This is a genomic window from [Rhizobium] kunmingense (assembly GCF_977018605.1).
In genome coordinates this window covers 311,935-326,757 of sequence record NZ_CDRNXG010000002.1, presented here as the reverse complement: position 1 = coordinate 326,757, position 14,823 = coordinate 311,935, and the positions used below count along the sequence as shown (strand labels likewise).

The 14,823-nt window shown below is 59.7% G+C and carries 14 protein-coding genes; 2 read left to right on the top strand and 12 right to left on the bottom strand.

The window, feature by feature from the left end; genetic code table 11:
• Positions 1–740 precede the first annotated feature (740 nt).
• The 3 genes from AC0JZ4_RS19880 to AC0JZ4_RS19870 form a co-directional block, all read right to left on the bottom strand.
• The gene (locus tag AC0JZ4_RS19880) at positions 741–1,616 is read right to left on the bottom strand and encodes a LysR family transcriptional regulator (RefSeq protein ID WP_471888229.1); all 876 of its coding nucleotides are present in this window, start codon (positions 1,614–1,616) and stop codon (positions 741–743) included.
• A gap of 40 nt (positions 1,617–1,656) precedes the next feature.
• Positions 1,657–2,688: an LLM class flavin-dependent oxidoreductase gene (locus AC0JZ4_RS19875; protein ID WP_471888228.1), complete on the bottom strand. Its 1,032-nt coding sequence runs from the start codon at positions 2,686–2,688 to the stop codon at positions 1,657–1,659.
• Between the two features lie 151 nt (positions 2,689–2,839).
• Positions 2,840–3,499: a hydrolase gene (locus AC0JZ4_RS19870; RefSeq protein ID WP_471888227.1), complete on the bottom strand. Its 660-nt coding sequence runs from the start codon at positions 3,497–3,499 to the stop codon at positions 2,840–2,842.
• Positions 3,500–3,649: 150 nt separating this feature from the next.
• Here AC0JZ4_RS19870 and AC0JZ4_RS19865 point away from each other — a divergent pair, with 150 nt between their 5' ends.
• The gene (locus tag AC0JZ4_RS19865; RefSeq protein WP_471888226.1) at positions 3,650–4,546 is read left to right on the top strand and encodes a LysR family transcriptional regulator; all 897 of its coding nucleotides are present in this window, start codon (positions 3,650–3,652) and stop codon (positions 4,544–4,546) included.
• 42 nt (positions 4,547–4,588) lie between these two features.
• Here the strand turns inward: AC0JZ4_RS19865 and AC0JZ4_RS19860 are convergent, their stop codons facing one another.
• The 9 genes from AC0JZ4_RS19860 to AC0JZ4_RS19820 form a co-directional block, all read right to left on the bottom strand.
• Positions 4,589–5,545 carry a quinone oxidoreductase family protein gene (locus AC0JZ4_RS19860; protein WP_471888225.1) on the bottom strand — a complete coding sequence of 319 codons (957 nt, stop codon included), beginning with the start codon at positions 5,543–5,545 and terminating at the stop codon, positions 4,589–4,591.
• A gap of 45 nt (positions 5,546–5,590) precedes the next feature.
• Entirely contained in the window at positions 5,591–5,905 is a 315-nt protein-coding gene (locus AC0JZ4_RS19855) for an antibiotic biosynthesis monooxygenase family protein (protein WP_471888224.1), read from the bottom strand.
• Between the two features lie 28 nt (positions 5,906–5,933).
• Positions 5,934–6,923, bottom strand: a complete 990-nt coding sequence (locus tag AC0JZ4_RS19850; RefSeq protein ID WP_471888223.1) for a zinc-dependent alcohol dehydrogenase family protein — start codon at positions 6,921–6,923, stop codon at positions 5,934–5,936.
• 64 nt (positions 6,924–6,987) lie between these two features.
• Positions 6,988–7,290 (bottom strand): ArsR/SmtB family transcription factor, encoded by a 303-nt coding sequence (locus AC0JZ4_RS19845; RefSeq protein ID WP_471888222.1) that lies wholly within the window; start codon positions 7,288–7,290, stop codon positions 6,988–6,990.
• A 428-nt stretch (positions 7,291–7,718) separates the two neighbouring features.
• Positions 7,719–9,350 (bottom strand): FGGY-family carbohydrate kinase, encoded by a 1,632-nt coding sequence (locus tag AC0JZ4_RS19840; RefSeq protein WP_471888221.1) that lies wholly within the window; start codon positions 9,348–9,350, stop codon positions 7,719–7,721.
• A gap of 47 nt (positions 9,351–9,397) precedes the next feature.
• Positions 9,398–10,126 (bottom strand): SDR family oxidoreductase, encoded by a 729-nt coding sequence (locus AC0JZ4_RS19835; protein WP_471888220.1) that lies wholly within the window; start codon positions 10,124–10,126, stop codon positions 9,398–9,400.
• Positions 10,127–10,147: 21 nt separating this feature from the next.
• On the bottom strand, positions 10,148–11,410 hold the full coding sequence (locus tag AC0JZ4_RS19830) for a sugar ABC transporter permease (protein WP_471888219.1): 1,263 nt from the start codon (positions 11,408–11,410) through the stop codon (positions 10,148–10,150).
• The gene (locus AC0JZ4_RS19825; protein WP_471888218.1) at positions 11,407–12,228 is read right to left on the bottom strand and encodes an ATP-binding cassette domain-containing protein; all 822 of its coding nucleotides are present in this window, start codon (positions 12,226–12,228) and stop codon (positions 11,407–11,409) included. Before AC0JZ4_RS19825 ends, AC0JZ4_RS19830 begins: the two co-directional genes overlap by 4 nt.
• A gap of 104 nt (positions 12,229–12,332) precedes the next feature.
• A complete protein-coding gene (locus AC0JZ4_RS19820) occupies positions 12,333–13,379 on the bottom strand; it encodes an ABC transporter substrate-binding protein (RefSeq protein ID WP_471888217.1) in 1,047 nt (348 codons plus the stop codon).
• Positions 13,380–13,652: 273 nt separating this feature from the next.
• Here AC0JZ4_RS19820 and AC0JZ4_RS19815 point away from each other — a divergent pair, with 273 nt between their 5' ends.
• Positions 13,653–14,672 carry a LacI family DNA-binding transcriptional regulator gene (locus AC0JZ4_RS19815; protein WP_471888216.1) on the top strand — a complete coding sequence of 340 codons (1,020 nt, stop codon included), beginning with the start codon at positions 13,653–13,655 and terminating at the stop codon, positions 14,670–14,672.
• Positions 14,673–14,823: the final 151 nt, after the last annotated feature.

Sequence of the window (14,823 nt, the reverse complement as noted above, 5' to 3'; positions counted from 1 at the left end):
TGGTTCAAGGCACATGTCTCGACCTTGTGCCAAGGCATCAATGCCTCGGTCACTCGCTTGGATCGAATGGACGCTCCTCCTCCGCGGGATAGCAGTGCGACCTGCCACTCCCAGCTGCCTCCCGAGCAGCTTGATCACAAACCTACGCCCCTGAGAAACTTAGCTCAATTTAGAAAGTCAGCGATTTTCGTTAGTTTTTCTAAGCAAAGAGGATTTTGAAGATCTTGTGTCATGCGTCGAGAGTTATGTTCGCGCTTGATGAGATCGAGCCATCCACCCACGATTTCGCGGCTTAGGATGGAGACGCATTGACTGACGCAACCCATAGGCTCGTTACCGAAAGCTTGAGGGCGGCGAGGTAATTGTCAGCGCGCCAGTCGTATCGCGTAGCGAATAATGGACGTAGGCGTTTGACCTCCATCCGCCTTTGAGCGGCGTTCCAGCATGAATTCATACCGCTCGTGTCGCGGACACGGTTTGGTGTCGTGCGCGCAAGACGTGGCGTGCCTGTATGTTTCTCGATGGATGGATCGGGGTGCGGCAAGTCTATGCCATACTCACGATCGAAGAACTGTCTATCAGCGTCGTCCAGCTGCGGCATACCAGTCTCGCCGACGACATTGCAACGACACGCCTTGTGCTGAAACAACAGGATGGGCCAGCCGTTCTAGCCTGTCACAGCCATGGTGGCGGCGGGATCAGCGCAGCGACCATGGCGGCAATCCGATCGATGACGGAGCTCAGAAATGCGGATTTTTCTCCAATCTTTCGGTCAGAAACTCCGAAAGCACGCGTACCTTTCTTGACGGATGCGGGCTGGGTGGCCGAACGACATAGACGCCACCTGCCGGCAGCGGATAGCGGGTCATTACGGGCACGAGCGTGCCGGCTACCAGATAGTCATGAGTCACGCAGTCGGGAAGCCACGCGAGACCAAGACCCGCTGCCGCCGCGCTGGCGAGCGCTGCACCATTATCGGAACTGAAACGACCCTGCGGCTGCACCGTGACGACCGTCTCACCATCCATGAACCGCCAGGTTTCTGCACCTATAAGAGCCTCGTGAGCGCCTATCTCCTCGGGCGTTTCAGGCAAACCATGCATCCTGATGTAGTCGGGGCTCGCCACCAGCTTGCCGTAGATCTGGCCGACACGCTTGGCGATCAGGTTGGAGTCGCGCATGATACCGACGCGGATTGCACAATCGAAGCCGTCCGCGATCAGATCGACAGTCCGGTCGCTATATTCGGCATGGATCTGAAGCTGCGGATGCCGCCGCGCCATTTTTGCGAGAACGGGTGCAAAGTGCACAGGACCCGATGTCAGCGGCACCGCGACCCTCAGGCGCCCACGAAGCTCGCCCGCCGGCGATAAGGTTTCTCTGGCAGTATCGATCTCGGCGCAGACCCTTGCGGCGTAATCCCGGAACGTTGCCCCCGCTTCCGTCACCCCCGCACCACGGGTCGTTCTTGCCAAGAGCTGGGTGCTGAGCGCTTCCTCAAGCCGGATGAGGCGACGGCTGACCATCGACTTCGATATACCAAGTCGGCGCGCCGCAGGAGAAACGCCGCCGGCATCAGCGACTTCCACGAATGTCCGCAAATCCTCGATATCCATTCGGTTTTCTCCGCCTTGGGAAATAGCCTGTCATACGGACTTATCGCGCGGCCCTCACGATCGGCGCGACCTCATTACCCAGAAGTTCGATCGATCTCCTCATCGCCGCCGTTTCAAGCGAAGCCGTGCTCATCTGGAAGGTAATGCGGGAGATGCCGCCAAGAGTGTCGCTCGCCTTCAGCATCTTGGTTGCAACAGTCTTCGGATCGCCGACCAGGAATGCGCCTTCAGGTCCCGCCATGGCGTCAAACTGCTGACGCGACGGCGGCGACCAGCCGCGCTCGCGACCGATCGTGGTCGTCAGATGCGCCCATCCTGGAAAAAAGGCGTCCTTTGCCGCATCCGTGGTCTCACCGACAAAACCCATGGCATGGATTCCGACCTTGAGCAGTTCGGAACTATGTCCGGCACGCTTGCCTGCCTCATGGTAGAGATCGATAAGTGGGCGAAACCGTTCGAAGCCACCGCCGATAACCGCAACCATCAACGGTAGGCCGAGTGCGCCGGCTCGCGCGAAGGATTGCGGCGTGCCGCCGACACCGATCCATATGGGCAACTGCGGCTGATGGGGACGCGGAAAGACACCCTGGCCTCTGAGCGGCGGGCGAAACCGCCCTTCCCAGGTCACATTCGTCGTCTCCCCAAGTGCAAGCAAGAGGTCGAGTTTCTCTGCGAAAAGATCGTCGTAGTCACGCGTGTCGAGACCGAACAGTGGATAGGCCTCGACGAAGGAGCCTCGGCCGACAACGATTTCCGCGCGACCTTTCGAGATCAGGTCGAGCGTTGCGAATTCCTGAAAGACCCGGACGGGATCGGCAGCACTCAGCACCGTCACCGCGCTCGTCAGCTTGATCCGGCTGGTGCGTGCCGCGGCCGCAGCAAGGATGATCGCTGGAGCGGAATCAAGAAACTCGCCGCGATGATGCTCGCCAATACCGAAGACATCGAGACCGACGCGGTCTGCGATGACAACCTCCTCAATGAGTTCGGCCATGCGTTCCGTTGCTGACGGAAGGTTGCCCGTTGCGGGATCCGGAAGGATGGCTGCAAAACTGTCGATACCGATTTCCATCGTGAGGTCCTTGCGTGAGGTCCCTGAAACTAGGGGGATGAGCAAAGGCGCATCGCGCTGTTATGCCCAGCATGAAAGAGGGGCGACGGGGTGCCGGGAAGGGCCGCGATCTTGCAGCGCTTCCGCCTAACCTCGTCGTCCTTGCTTGGATTTAGTGACCGCTTTTGGTGGTTGGCACCGGGGTATTCAGCAACTGCTGTTCCCACATGTAGGCGATGGCACTGCCGCCGCCATGCGGCACCATCGCATCGTTGAGCGCGATCGCGGTGTCGATGCGCGCCCAATCACGCTGCCACTCACCGGCCAGCGCTACCCAGGTCATCACGTTAACGCCGGCCGCGATCATGCGCTGGATCGCCACATTGTGGGCTTCAAGCGAAACTGCAGCAGAGGCGTCGGTAATCACCGTCACGTCCCAGCCTTCGCCCGCAGCCTGGATTGCCGGCATAGCAACACAGATTTCCGTCCAGAGGCCGGCAATGATCAGCTGCTTGCGGCCGGTCGCCTTGACGGCATCAACGACGGTCTTGTCTTCCCAGGTATTGATGAACGTCCGGTCGATCACCTCCTGTCCCGGAAACACATCCGTGACATGCTTGAAGATGTGACCTCCCCGGTCGGCGATGACGCTTGTCAGGATGGTTGGAACGCCAAAGACCTTGGCGACCTTTGCCAGGCCCGTCGTGTTGTTGATCACCATCTGTGGATCGTGGCTGTTCACATTCGCGAGCTGATAGGGCTGGTGATCGATCAGGACGAGGACGGAATCTTCGGGGCGGAGAAGCGAGTCAAGGCCGTTACGAAAGGTCATGGTGTCATCCTATGTTGACGGTGTTGATGTTCTTTTGCAGAGAAGACATTCGCCTCTGAGGCGTTGCCACGGGACGAAACTTGTCATTCCCGTTCGCGATGCGGTAGTCATTGCAACTGTTAAGCTGTGTCGCAGAATGGGGAACGCTGGTTGGACATCGAAGACCTACGGACATTCGTCGAAGTTGCCGATGCGGGCGGAGTATCGGCTGCAGCGCTGCGGATCGGGATCTCCAAGTCGATGGTAAGCCGGAGGCTCGTGCGGCTGGAAGCGGAGCTGGGCGTTCAGCTTCTTGCCCGTTCCACACGTGGCGCGTCGCTGACTGAGGCAGGCGCGACGTTCCGCGACTATGCCGCCAGGGTGTGCGCCGAGATCGACACGGCGAGGGAGATGATTCTTCCCGCCGGAGAGCTGCAGGGCCGGCTGCGAATAGCCGCGCCGCTCTCTTTCGGGCCAACGCATTTTGCACCGGTGATCGCACAGATGGCGCGCCAGCATCCCCGACTTCAAATCCAGACTTGCTATAGTGATCGTTTCGTCGATCTGATCGCCGAAGGTTACGATTGCGCGATCCGCGTCGGCACGCTTCAGGATTCCAACCTTGTGGCTAAACGCGTCGGCCCACTTTATGGCAATTACGTCGCAAGCCCGGATTACATCAAGATCCACGGCTCTCCGGAAACACCGGAAGAACTGGTGACCCACCAAGCCCTTTTGCAGGGAACGGAGACCTGGCAGGTGATGGATGGGGAGACGATCACCACCGTCCGTCCGCAAGGGCTTTTCAAGGCCGATAACGGGGTCGCACTTGCCGTAGCCGCCGTCGCCGGCTTGGGAGTCGCAGCGCTTCCTGACGAGCTTATAAAAGACTATCTGGACTCGGGCGCACTGGTTCGTGTGATGCAGCGCCATCCGCCGCCGCCGGCCGGAATATACGTGGTCAGGCCGCCCGGCCAGCATCCTGCAAGAAAGGTCCGGGTGCTGACCGAGATGTTGATCGGATGCTTCAACCATGGCCCGGCTTTGCCTAGGGCCGCGCAACCATGAAACGCTGAAGACCAACCGCCAAGGTCTCGCATGCCGCGACGGTTACGGTATCATTACGACACGGCCCAGTGGCTTTGCAGTCTCTGCGTATCCGTGCGCCTGTGCCGCCTCGCGCAGCGGAAACGCCCGGTCGATTACAACATCCAGCCGTTTCTCAGCCGCCGCCCTCAAAAGCTCGTCCACCGTCGCATGCACGGTCGGCACTTCGAACAAAGCCCCCATGAACACGCCGTACAGCGTCTGATTGTTTTGCATCGCCTGCCACAGATCGACACTGAGATCGCCACCGCCAGCATTTCCCACAAAGACGAGGCGCCCCTCTGAAGCAAGCGCGGATAGCGAGGCCTGCAAGGTCGATCCAACCGGATCGATAACGAGATCGACGCCTTTTCCGCCCGTCAGTTGCAGTACCTGCTTCACGATGTCCTTCTCCGAACGGTCGATGACATGCGACGCCCCAAGGCTGATCAGGCGTTTCTTTCTCTCAATGCCGCTGGCCACCGCAATAACGGTAGCACCTGTATTGCAGGCCAATTGAACGGCGGCCAAGCCGACACCCCCGGCAGCAGCCTGGACCAGAACTGTTTCGGCAACACGCAGGCCGCCCTTGGAAAGCACGCAATGATAGGCGGTTCCAAACGAAATCGGCAGCGCGGCAGCCTGTGCCATGTCCAGGCCACCGGGAACCCGCCATGTGCGCGAAGCTGGCACGGACCAGAGTTCCGCATGCGACCCCTGCATGTCGAAGGCGGCGACCTTCTCTCCGACCTTTCGGTCCCGAACGTTTCTGCCGACCCCAACAATTTTCCCGGCGGCGGCATAACCGAGTATCCACGGCGTTTGCTGTGGCGCCGACCGGCGATTGACTAGATCGCCGCCCTCGATCGAGATCGCCTCGACGGCAATCACAACATCATCCGGCCCACAAACGGGATCCGGCATGTCCGCATATCTCAAGACTGTCGGAGGACCTGGCTTGTCATAGACTGCAGCTTTCATCGTCATCTCCTGTGCGACCTGCAACAACCGCGCTTTGCGTAGCTCTTAGAAAAGACCGTCGCCTGCCGCGAAAGCTGCCGCCTCGATATGATGGACGCTCGGTTCTTCCGAAAAATACGCCTGCAAGCCCATCATGAACATCTGATGGTCTTCACTCGTTTCGAAGCCCGGAGTGTGGTCCTCAAGTGAGCGCCATCGCACGATCAGATGGAACAGTTCGGGCCTTTCTATCCCTTGTGCCAGAAGATGACCGCGGTAACCTTCTGCGCGGGCAAGCAACGGAGCAACTTCGGCGAATGCCTGTCTGAACGTCTCAATATGCTCCTCGTGAACGGGCAGCAGAGCGATCTCGTAAATCATGGTTGCACCTCAAAGCGGGCTGACGCGTTTATGAACTTGCACGCCCAGTGTCGGCGGCAGGATCGACTGCTATCGCGATCTTCCCCTGAACACCGTTGTGCGGGGTCTCAAGCCGGGCATGGGCGAAAGGGATGTCAGCGAGCGAGTAGACAGCGCCAACATGTGGCCGCAGCTGACCACGCTCGACCAATGTGCTGAGTTCATCAAGCTTGCCGCGATTTTGCCTTGTGAAAACGAAGTGAAAGCTTGCATTCTTGCCCCATGCCTCAATGAGGTTCTGCGGCTGCGCGATGTCCACGATCGTGACAACGCGGCCAAGCTGTGCAAGCACGTTCGGGCTGCGGGACAATGTGTCGCCACCAAGCGTGTCGAACACAACGTCTACTCCGCGGCCACCCGTCTCTCGCATGATGGCGTCGACATAATCCTCCTTGCGATAGTCGATGACGACATCCGCGCCGACACTTTTTGCAAACTCGAAGTTGTCTTCGCGTACGGTGGTGAACACCTGCGCGCCGATGGCTTTCGCCACCTGGATCGCCACATGGCCGACCCCTCCGGCACCGCCATGGATCAGGATGCTTTCCCCCACTCTGAGAGCCGCACGCGAGACCAGGGCTTCCCACACCGTTCCGCCAACCAGACTGAGGCTCGCCGCCTCGAGATGGCTTAGCGAGGAGGGCTTCCTTGCAATGATGCTCTCGCTCGCGACATGGTACTCGGCATAACTTCCTTGCCCGTCAAATATTTGCGGGGTGTACCAGACTTCGTCTCCTGGAGAGAACATCGTTACGCCCGGCCCGACTGCCTCGACAACCCCGGATACGTCATGACCGGTAATGGCCGGCAATGGTACGAGGTCACGATAGTCGCCGCGACGAACCTGGTAGTCCAATGGGTTGATCGACGTGGCGTACACACGCACCAGGACCTGTCCTTCATGCGCAACGGGTTTCGGCACATCGCGGAGCTCGAACGAATCCGGGCCACCAAATGAGTTGAGTGTCATCGCTTTCATTTCTGATCTGATCCTCACTTGTTAAACGAGATATAGAGAATTCCCGATATAATACGGTAAACGATCACAGCTCTGTCCCTATGATCTCGGCAAGAGCACTGATAGTCGCCTCGTTCCGCTTGTAGTAAGTCCATTGGCCGATGCGCCTGACTTCGACCAAGCCAGCCCGTTGCAGCGTTGCCAGATAGTCGGATACCGTCGACTGGGACAGACCAACGCCTTCCTGAATGCTACTGACACAGACCCCTACTGTATGAACGTCCCCTTCATCCTGAGGAGGAAAGTTCTTCACCGGGTCCTTCAAACCTTTCACGATTTCAAGACGTGTCCGGTTTGAGAGCGCTTTGAATATTTCGAGCAATTCCATGCGGCATATATATCGACATTTACCGATATGTCAATGTTCGAAGCAATGATTATTCCTGCGGATGGGCGTATGTAACAGCGGACGACGGATCGAGGTAGCTTGAGCTTATCCGACCAGACATTGTTTGCCCTTGAGCGAAATCGAACAGCCGCTCACCCTTACGCATAGGTGCGGCGATCTCCACGAGCAACTTGAGGCCGCGGTTCGGCGACACATATTGGTAGCTCTATGCGCCGTTGTTCATCGGAATGAGACCTTCGACGATAGGAAATACTTGGCTCGGATGCTGATGAAAGCCTACATCCGAGCAGACGTCCTTGTTCCACTCTTGAACGGACGCGAACCTCACTCTTGCTCCTCGTCTATGAAATGACAGCGAATTTTGAAGAATCTGACCTGAATTTCCCGAGCGCCCGAGGGGTGATGAATCAACTCCGGAACTTGCACGCAACCGACTGCAATTCCTTGAAGCCGAGATAGCGCCCGGCATGCAGAAAAGCGATATCCCCTGAGGCCGGCGAGAACACCTTGTCGATGGAAGACAGGCTCCTCATCGCTTGCGCTATATCCGAAAATTGCCCGGCCGCAACAGCGCCAAGGATCGCAGACCCCAAAAGCACCGGTTCCTCCGCCGTTGTAGCGATGACCGGCTTGCCGCTGGCATCAGCAAGCAGTTGCCGCACGAAATCATGCTGCGCCGCACCGCCACTGACGACCACGTTGTCGATCTCAATACCGGCTTTCGCCTGCACGTCGATGATCTGGCGCAGGCCGTAACCGATACCACACAGCCCGGCGATGTAGAGCAAGACCAAGCTATCGATATCGCGCTCCATGCCGAGGCCGGCGATAATCGCGCGGGCATGCGGATCTGCGAATGGCGCGCGGTTGCCGAGAAATTCGGGAACGACATGCAGGCCAGCGACCAGATGAACGGCGTCGGATGCAACGCCGGCCATCTTCGCCGCCATATCCGCCAGCAGGACGGGGAGCGGAACGCCGGCATCGGCAGCAAGGCTTTTTGCCTCACCGGCAGCTGGATGAAATGACAGAAGCTGGTCGATCGCGGCACCGGCCGCGCTTTGTCCCCCTTCGTTCAACCACAGTCCAGGCACCATTGCCGAGTAATAAGGTCCCCAGACGCCCGGCACGAAGGCCGGCGTCGCGGTCGATGTCATGGTGCAGGACGAGGTGCCGAAAACATAGGCCAGATTGGTTCGCGGACCGCCGCCGATGCCGACCGTACCTACACCGCCCGCATGCGCGTCGATCAATCCGGCGCCAACTGCCGTCCCGGCGTGCAAGCCGAGTTCTTCCGCCGCCGCAGCACTCAGCCCCTGACCGAGTGGCGAACCGGGCTCGACGATCGATTGCCCGATGCGGACGAAATCTTCATCCGCCAGCATACCGAGACCGATCTGGTGGAAATAGCCGGCATCCCAGCGCTTTTCGTGAGCCAGATAGGTCCATTTGCAGGTCACAGTGCAGGTCGAGCGCGCCAGATCGCCGGTTGCCCTCCATGTCAGGAAATCGGTAAGATCGAAGAATTGCCAGGCGGCATCGAAGACATCCGGCTTGTTTTCCTTGAGCCAGAGCAGTTTCGGCGTTTCCATCTCAGGGGAGATGCGTCCACCGACATAGCGAAGCACCTCATGGCCGAGAGCGTTGATGCGTTCTGCCTGCGGCAAGGCGCGATGATCCATCCAGACGATGATGTCCCGTTCGGGATCCTCCGAAGGGCCGACCGGAAGCGACGTGCCGCCCTCGCCCAGAACCACGAGGGAGCAGGTTGCGTCGAAACCCAGTCCGACCACGCAGGCCGGATCTGTCCCGGAACTCGAAACGACCTCGCGCACGGAGGCGCAGACGGCCTCCCAGATCTGCCTGCTTGATTGCTCGACCATCGATCCCGGTTCGTGGAAGATCGTGATGTCGCGTTTGGCGGAGGCCAACATCTGCCCTTCAAGGTCGAACAGGCCGGCGCGAGCACTGCCGGTGCCCACATCGACACCGATCACATATCTGGCGTTTTCTTGTGGCGTGTCAGCTGTATCACTCATTGTCTCTCGCTTCGGTCGGGCAGGATGAATTCGGTCGCACGCAGACCCTAGAGGTCGACGCTGTTGGGCAGGATGACCAGATCGCGGATGGTGACATTGCGCGGCCGCGACAGCATGAAGAGTACGGCATCCGCCACTTCCTTCGGCTGCATCAGACTGCCATTGGCCAGCGCCTCATCCATCTTCGCCTTGGGCCAGTCGTCGAGCAGTGCCGTCACCACCGGGCCAGGCAAAACGGCACCGACGCGTACGCCATGCTGCGCCACTTGCCGGCGCGTCGAATGCACGAAGGCCTGCACGGCGAACTTGGAGGCGGTGTAGATCGGCTCCCAGACGACAGGCACGACACCGGCAATCGAACTGGTAAAGAGGATGTCGCCGGATTTCTGCGCGATCATGTGCGGCAGAACCGCGTGGACGGAGCGGAACGCCGCGTTGATGTTGAGATTGAGCATCCGGTCCCACGCGTCCGGATCTCCTTCAGCAACCGGGCCGCCGATATAGGCACCGGCATTGGCATGGAAGATATCCAGGCCACCGCCCGCTTCCAGAATGCGCGGCAACATTGCGGACACTTCCGCACCGTTCAGCAGATCGACGACGAGCGGACGCGCCCGTTCGCCGAGCTCCGCGCAGAGCGCCTCCAGCCGATCCTTCGCGCGGTCTATCAGGACCACCGTCGCGCCTTCGGCAATCAGCGTTCGGGCACATTCGAGCCCGATACCGGAAGCCGCGCCGGTGATTGCGGCAACCTTGCCCTTCATCAGTTCAGTCATTGGATAGTCTCCGGTCGGTATTTACGCGCGGCCATGGCTGACACGGGAGCGGCGGGCAAGCGAGTCGACGATGACGGCGATCGCAAGTACGGCTCCGGTGATCATGTAGCGCAGCGAGGAATTGAGATTGAGCAGGGTCAGACCATTCGAAATGGCCTGTATGACGATGATGCCGAGCAAAGCGGAGTAAGCGCTGCCGCGTCCGCCGAAGAGGCTCGTGCCGCCGATGACGGCCGCCGCAATGGCATTGAGATTGACGTCGCCGGTACCGGCCTGCTGGCTGGATGAGGCAAGCCGTGATGCGGACAGGACGCCGCCGAGGGCGCCGAGTGTCGAACATAGCATGAAGGCGCTCAGATAGATCCGCCGTACGTTGATGCCGGAGCGGCGGGCCGCTTCGCGATTGCCGCCGACGGCAAACATCGAACGCCCCCACTTCGTCTTGGTCAGCGCATAGTTCACGATAACGACGAGCAGGACGAAAAGCCCGAACATCCACGGCACACCGCGGCCGAGGTTGAGATAATAGATCGCGAATTCCAGACCCACGGTCAGAACAGCCGCCTTCACCAGAAGCGTGCCAAGTGGCTGGGACGAAAGGTTTGCAGCCGCACGACGCCTGGCGACCGCCACGCCGACGACGACCATCACAAGGCCTGGCAACAGTGCAAGCACATGCGAGAGCCAGTCCGGCATGACGAGAATCTGGCCGAACCGTACCAGTGGCGAGGCGTAAGGCAGGTTGATACTGCCTGTCGGACCGAGGATGTAGAGCTGCATGCCGAGCAGCGCGAGCAGCCCCGACAGCGTCGCGACGAAACTCGGCATGCCGAGACGGTTGTAGAGGAGTGCATAGAGGGCGCCGACCAGGGCACCCGTAAGGAGCGCCGCGAAGATCGCGACGGCAATCGGAAGTCCGGTATTCACCCACAGAACTCCGACGATCGCCGAGGAGAGACCGCTCATCGAGCCGACGGAAAGGTCGATTTCACCCAGCAGAAGCACGCAGACAATGCCGAGCGAGATGATGCCGACAGTGGCGCAATCGAACAGCAGGTTGACGAGATTGTTCGGTGCGAGGAAGACGGGATTGAGGATGCTGAAGACCGTCGAGATGACGATCAGTCCCACCACCACAGGCAACATGCCGAGATCGCCGGAGCGGATGCGCCCGATCGAACTGCGGACCATCCCCGCCAGACCGTCATCATGCGTCACGCGCACATCGCTGCGGTCGAGGGCCTGCGTATTGTTGACTTTATCCTGTTGAACTGGCTTGCTCATGCGGGGCTCCCGCCGGTTTCGGTGTTGCCATGCTTCTTGCGCTCGATGCGGCGCGACACGGAGTTTTCCGTGGCACCGGTAATCGAGGCGACAAGCTCCTGGTTGGATGCATCCGGGTCGAAAACGCCGTTGTTGCGCCCGAGGCGCAGGACAACGATACGGTCAGCCACGGCGCGGACGTCTTCCATATTGTGGCTGATGATGATGACGCCCAACCCGCGCTCGCGCACCCGTTCGATGAGGTTCAAGACCTCGGCGGTCTGCGCCACGCCCAATGCCGCTGTCGGCTCGTCCAGCATGATGATCTTCGGATCGAGCAGAAGCGAGCGGGCGATCGCCACCGTCTGGCGCTGACCGCCGGACAGAGACGCGATTGGCTCACGAACAGACGGGATGCGCGCTGCTAGTTCGCGCAGCAACGTCCAGGCGCGGACTTCCATCGCCACCTCGTCGAGATTGAAGGGCGAGATCTCGTGGCCAAGATAGAGGTTGGCGACCACGTCGAGGTTCTCGCAGAGGGCAAGATCCTGGAAGACGGTGGCGATACCGAGTTCGAGCGCCCGACTCGGGCTCGACAGGACCACCTCCTGTCCACAGAACTCGACCGTACCGGACGACGGCTGATGGACGCCGGCCAAGACCTTGATGAGGGTGGATTTGCCGGCGCCGTTATCGCCGACGAGCGCCACGACCTCGCCTGCCCTGACTTCGAGATCGATGTCAGTCAGCGCGGAGACGGCACCGAAATTCTTGGAAATCTTGCTAAGACGAAGGATCACGCTACCCTTCTCGGGAACGCTATGTTCGGGTTGCACCATGGTTGGACGCTCTATTGTTGTGCCATGCGCCCTTTCGGGGACAGGCCATCCGGTCGGGAAGAACGGCCGGGCAGCAAAGCCCGGCCGGACACCTCGGGAGGGGCTTACTGGGTGATGCCGAGCTTCCGGCATCCCTCGGCATACTCGCCCGTGCAAATTTCAGCCGGGGTCTGGATCTTCTTGTCGAAGATCTCCGCCTTGATGTTTGCTGCCGTCACCACTGCGGGCACGAAAAGCTCAGACGGCGTTTCGTACAAGGTCGTCTTGGCCTCAGGCGTCTCGCCTTTCAGCAATTGCACCGTCACCTTTGCGGCAGCCGCGGCTACGATTTCGGACGGTTTGGAGATCGTGTTGTACTGGTCTCCGGAGATGACCAGCTGCAAGGCCGCGATCGTCGCATCATTGCCGGTAACCGGCGGAACCGGATCGACACCGGCCGCCTTGAAGGCCGCGATGGCGCCGCCGCCGGTGCCGTCATTGGCCGCGACAACGCCCTTGATCTCGGCACCGAAACGGGTGATCTGGCCGGCCGCCCATTCCTGCGCCTTGGGCGGTGCCCATTCCGGCGTATCGAATTCGGCGAGCGTCTTGTAGCCGGAATCCTTCAGTCCCCGATGAATGCCATCGCGAATGAGGCCTGCGGCCGCATCGGTCGGCGAACCGTTGATCTGCAGAACTCCTGCACCGGCTTCCACGCCGCTCGCCTTGAGGTGTTCAACAAGCGAGGCGGCGATGGCATGGCCGATACCTTCATTGTCGAAGGACACGTAGAAATCCGCCGGCTTGTCAGGAATGGGGCGGTCATAGGCGATGACCTTGACGTCCTGCGACTGGGCAATCTCGACAAGGGCGGCAGCCGCAGCGGAATCCACCGGATCGAGAACAATCACCTTGGCGCCTTGCGCAATCACCGAATTGAACTGCTGCTGCTGGAGCGCGGTGTCTCCGTTAGCGTTCTGGTATATCACGGTGCAGCTGGCGCAGAGCTTCTGCATCTCCGCCTTATAGCCCGGATAGTCATGGTTCTCGTAACGTGTCGATGCCTGATCGGGCATCAGGAACGCGACGGTTGCGGCATCCTGTGCAGAAGCTGAGCCTGCGAACATGGCAGCGGCAGCGGCCGACACCATCAGCATCCTGGAAAATTTCATAGTCTCCTCCCTTTTTTGCGAAACCCGTGCCGAAAGTGCGTTCCGGTTTTCTACCCAGTCGACCCTGCCCCTTCGCTTCACGCAAAGGATGCGGATTACCGGCCGCATCGAGCGATATCGACACGGTCAGACAGTCAGGTCTTCTTAAGGCGCCTCCCCGGCCGGCCCTCCACAGCCAACCAAAATCATCGAAAAGCGATCTGCTCAATCGATGAAGCAAAATTTGCCACCATTGCGTATTGATGTCAAGTTGGGTGTGAAGTGGAGTTCCGAATGAGCCAGGTCAGATCAGCAAAGAAGACGACGATCTATGATCTGGCGGAGCTGGCCGGCACGTCTGCAAGCGCGGTCAGCGCAGTCCTGAACGGCAACTGGAAGAAACGCCGGATCAGCATACAGCTTGCCCAGAAAATCACCCGGATTGCCGAGGAGCAAGGGTATGCCGTCAACATGCAGGCGAGCCTGCTGCGACGGGAAAAATCGAAAATCATCGGGATGATCGTGCCAAAATACGACAACCGATACTTCGGCTCGATCGTCGAGACATTCGAGAAAATGGCGCGCGACCGCGGTCTGTTTCCGATCATCACCTGTACGTTGCGCGACCCGATGATGGAGATCGAGGCGGCGCGCACCATGCTGTCCTATCAGGTCGAGTGGCTGATTTCGACCGGCGCGACGGATCCCGACCGGATCAGCGACCTGTGCAGCACGATCGGCGCGCACAGTCTCAATCTGGACCTTCCAGGCACCAAGGCGCCTTCGGTCATCTCGGACAATTTCGGAGGCGCGCGCGAGCTGACCCGGCGCATTCTTGCCAACAACACCCGCCGGCTGGGTGAAGTCCGCCCAATTCTGTTCATCGGCGGGCGTGGCAACGACCATAATACGTCGGAGCGCGTGCGCGGTTTTCGCGCCGCCCATGCCGACATGGGCGTGGCAGTTAACGAGCGCCATATCCTACCTTGCGGCTACGCGCCCGAAAAGGCGGAAGACGCTCTGCAGGCACTTGCAGCGTCCGAGGGACAGCTGCCGAACGGGATGTTCGTCAACTCGACGATCTCACTTGAAGGCGTCATACGCTGGATCAAACGCTCCGGCTACTACGGCGACAACCGGCCGGTGACTGGCTGTTTCGACTGGGATCCCTTCGTCGCGCTTCTCGGCGACGACATCGAAATGGTTCGGCAGGACGTACAGGGCATGCTTACCGCGACCTTCGGGATCATCGACAGCGGAATATCGGAACATGCGCTGATCGAAGTTCCGCCGATCTTTTCGCGCGACAGCTGATCATCGAATTCGATCACATGGCGGGTGCAATTATAGCGTTGAAACAGAAGGGCGAAATGAGAAAACTAAGCCGGTCATATCGATAACCGTGCACCGGTAACATTCAAGGACAGACGCCCGGTCGGCGTCCTGTAACTCTTGAGAGAATCCG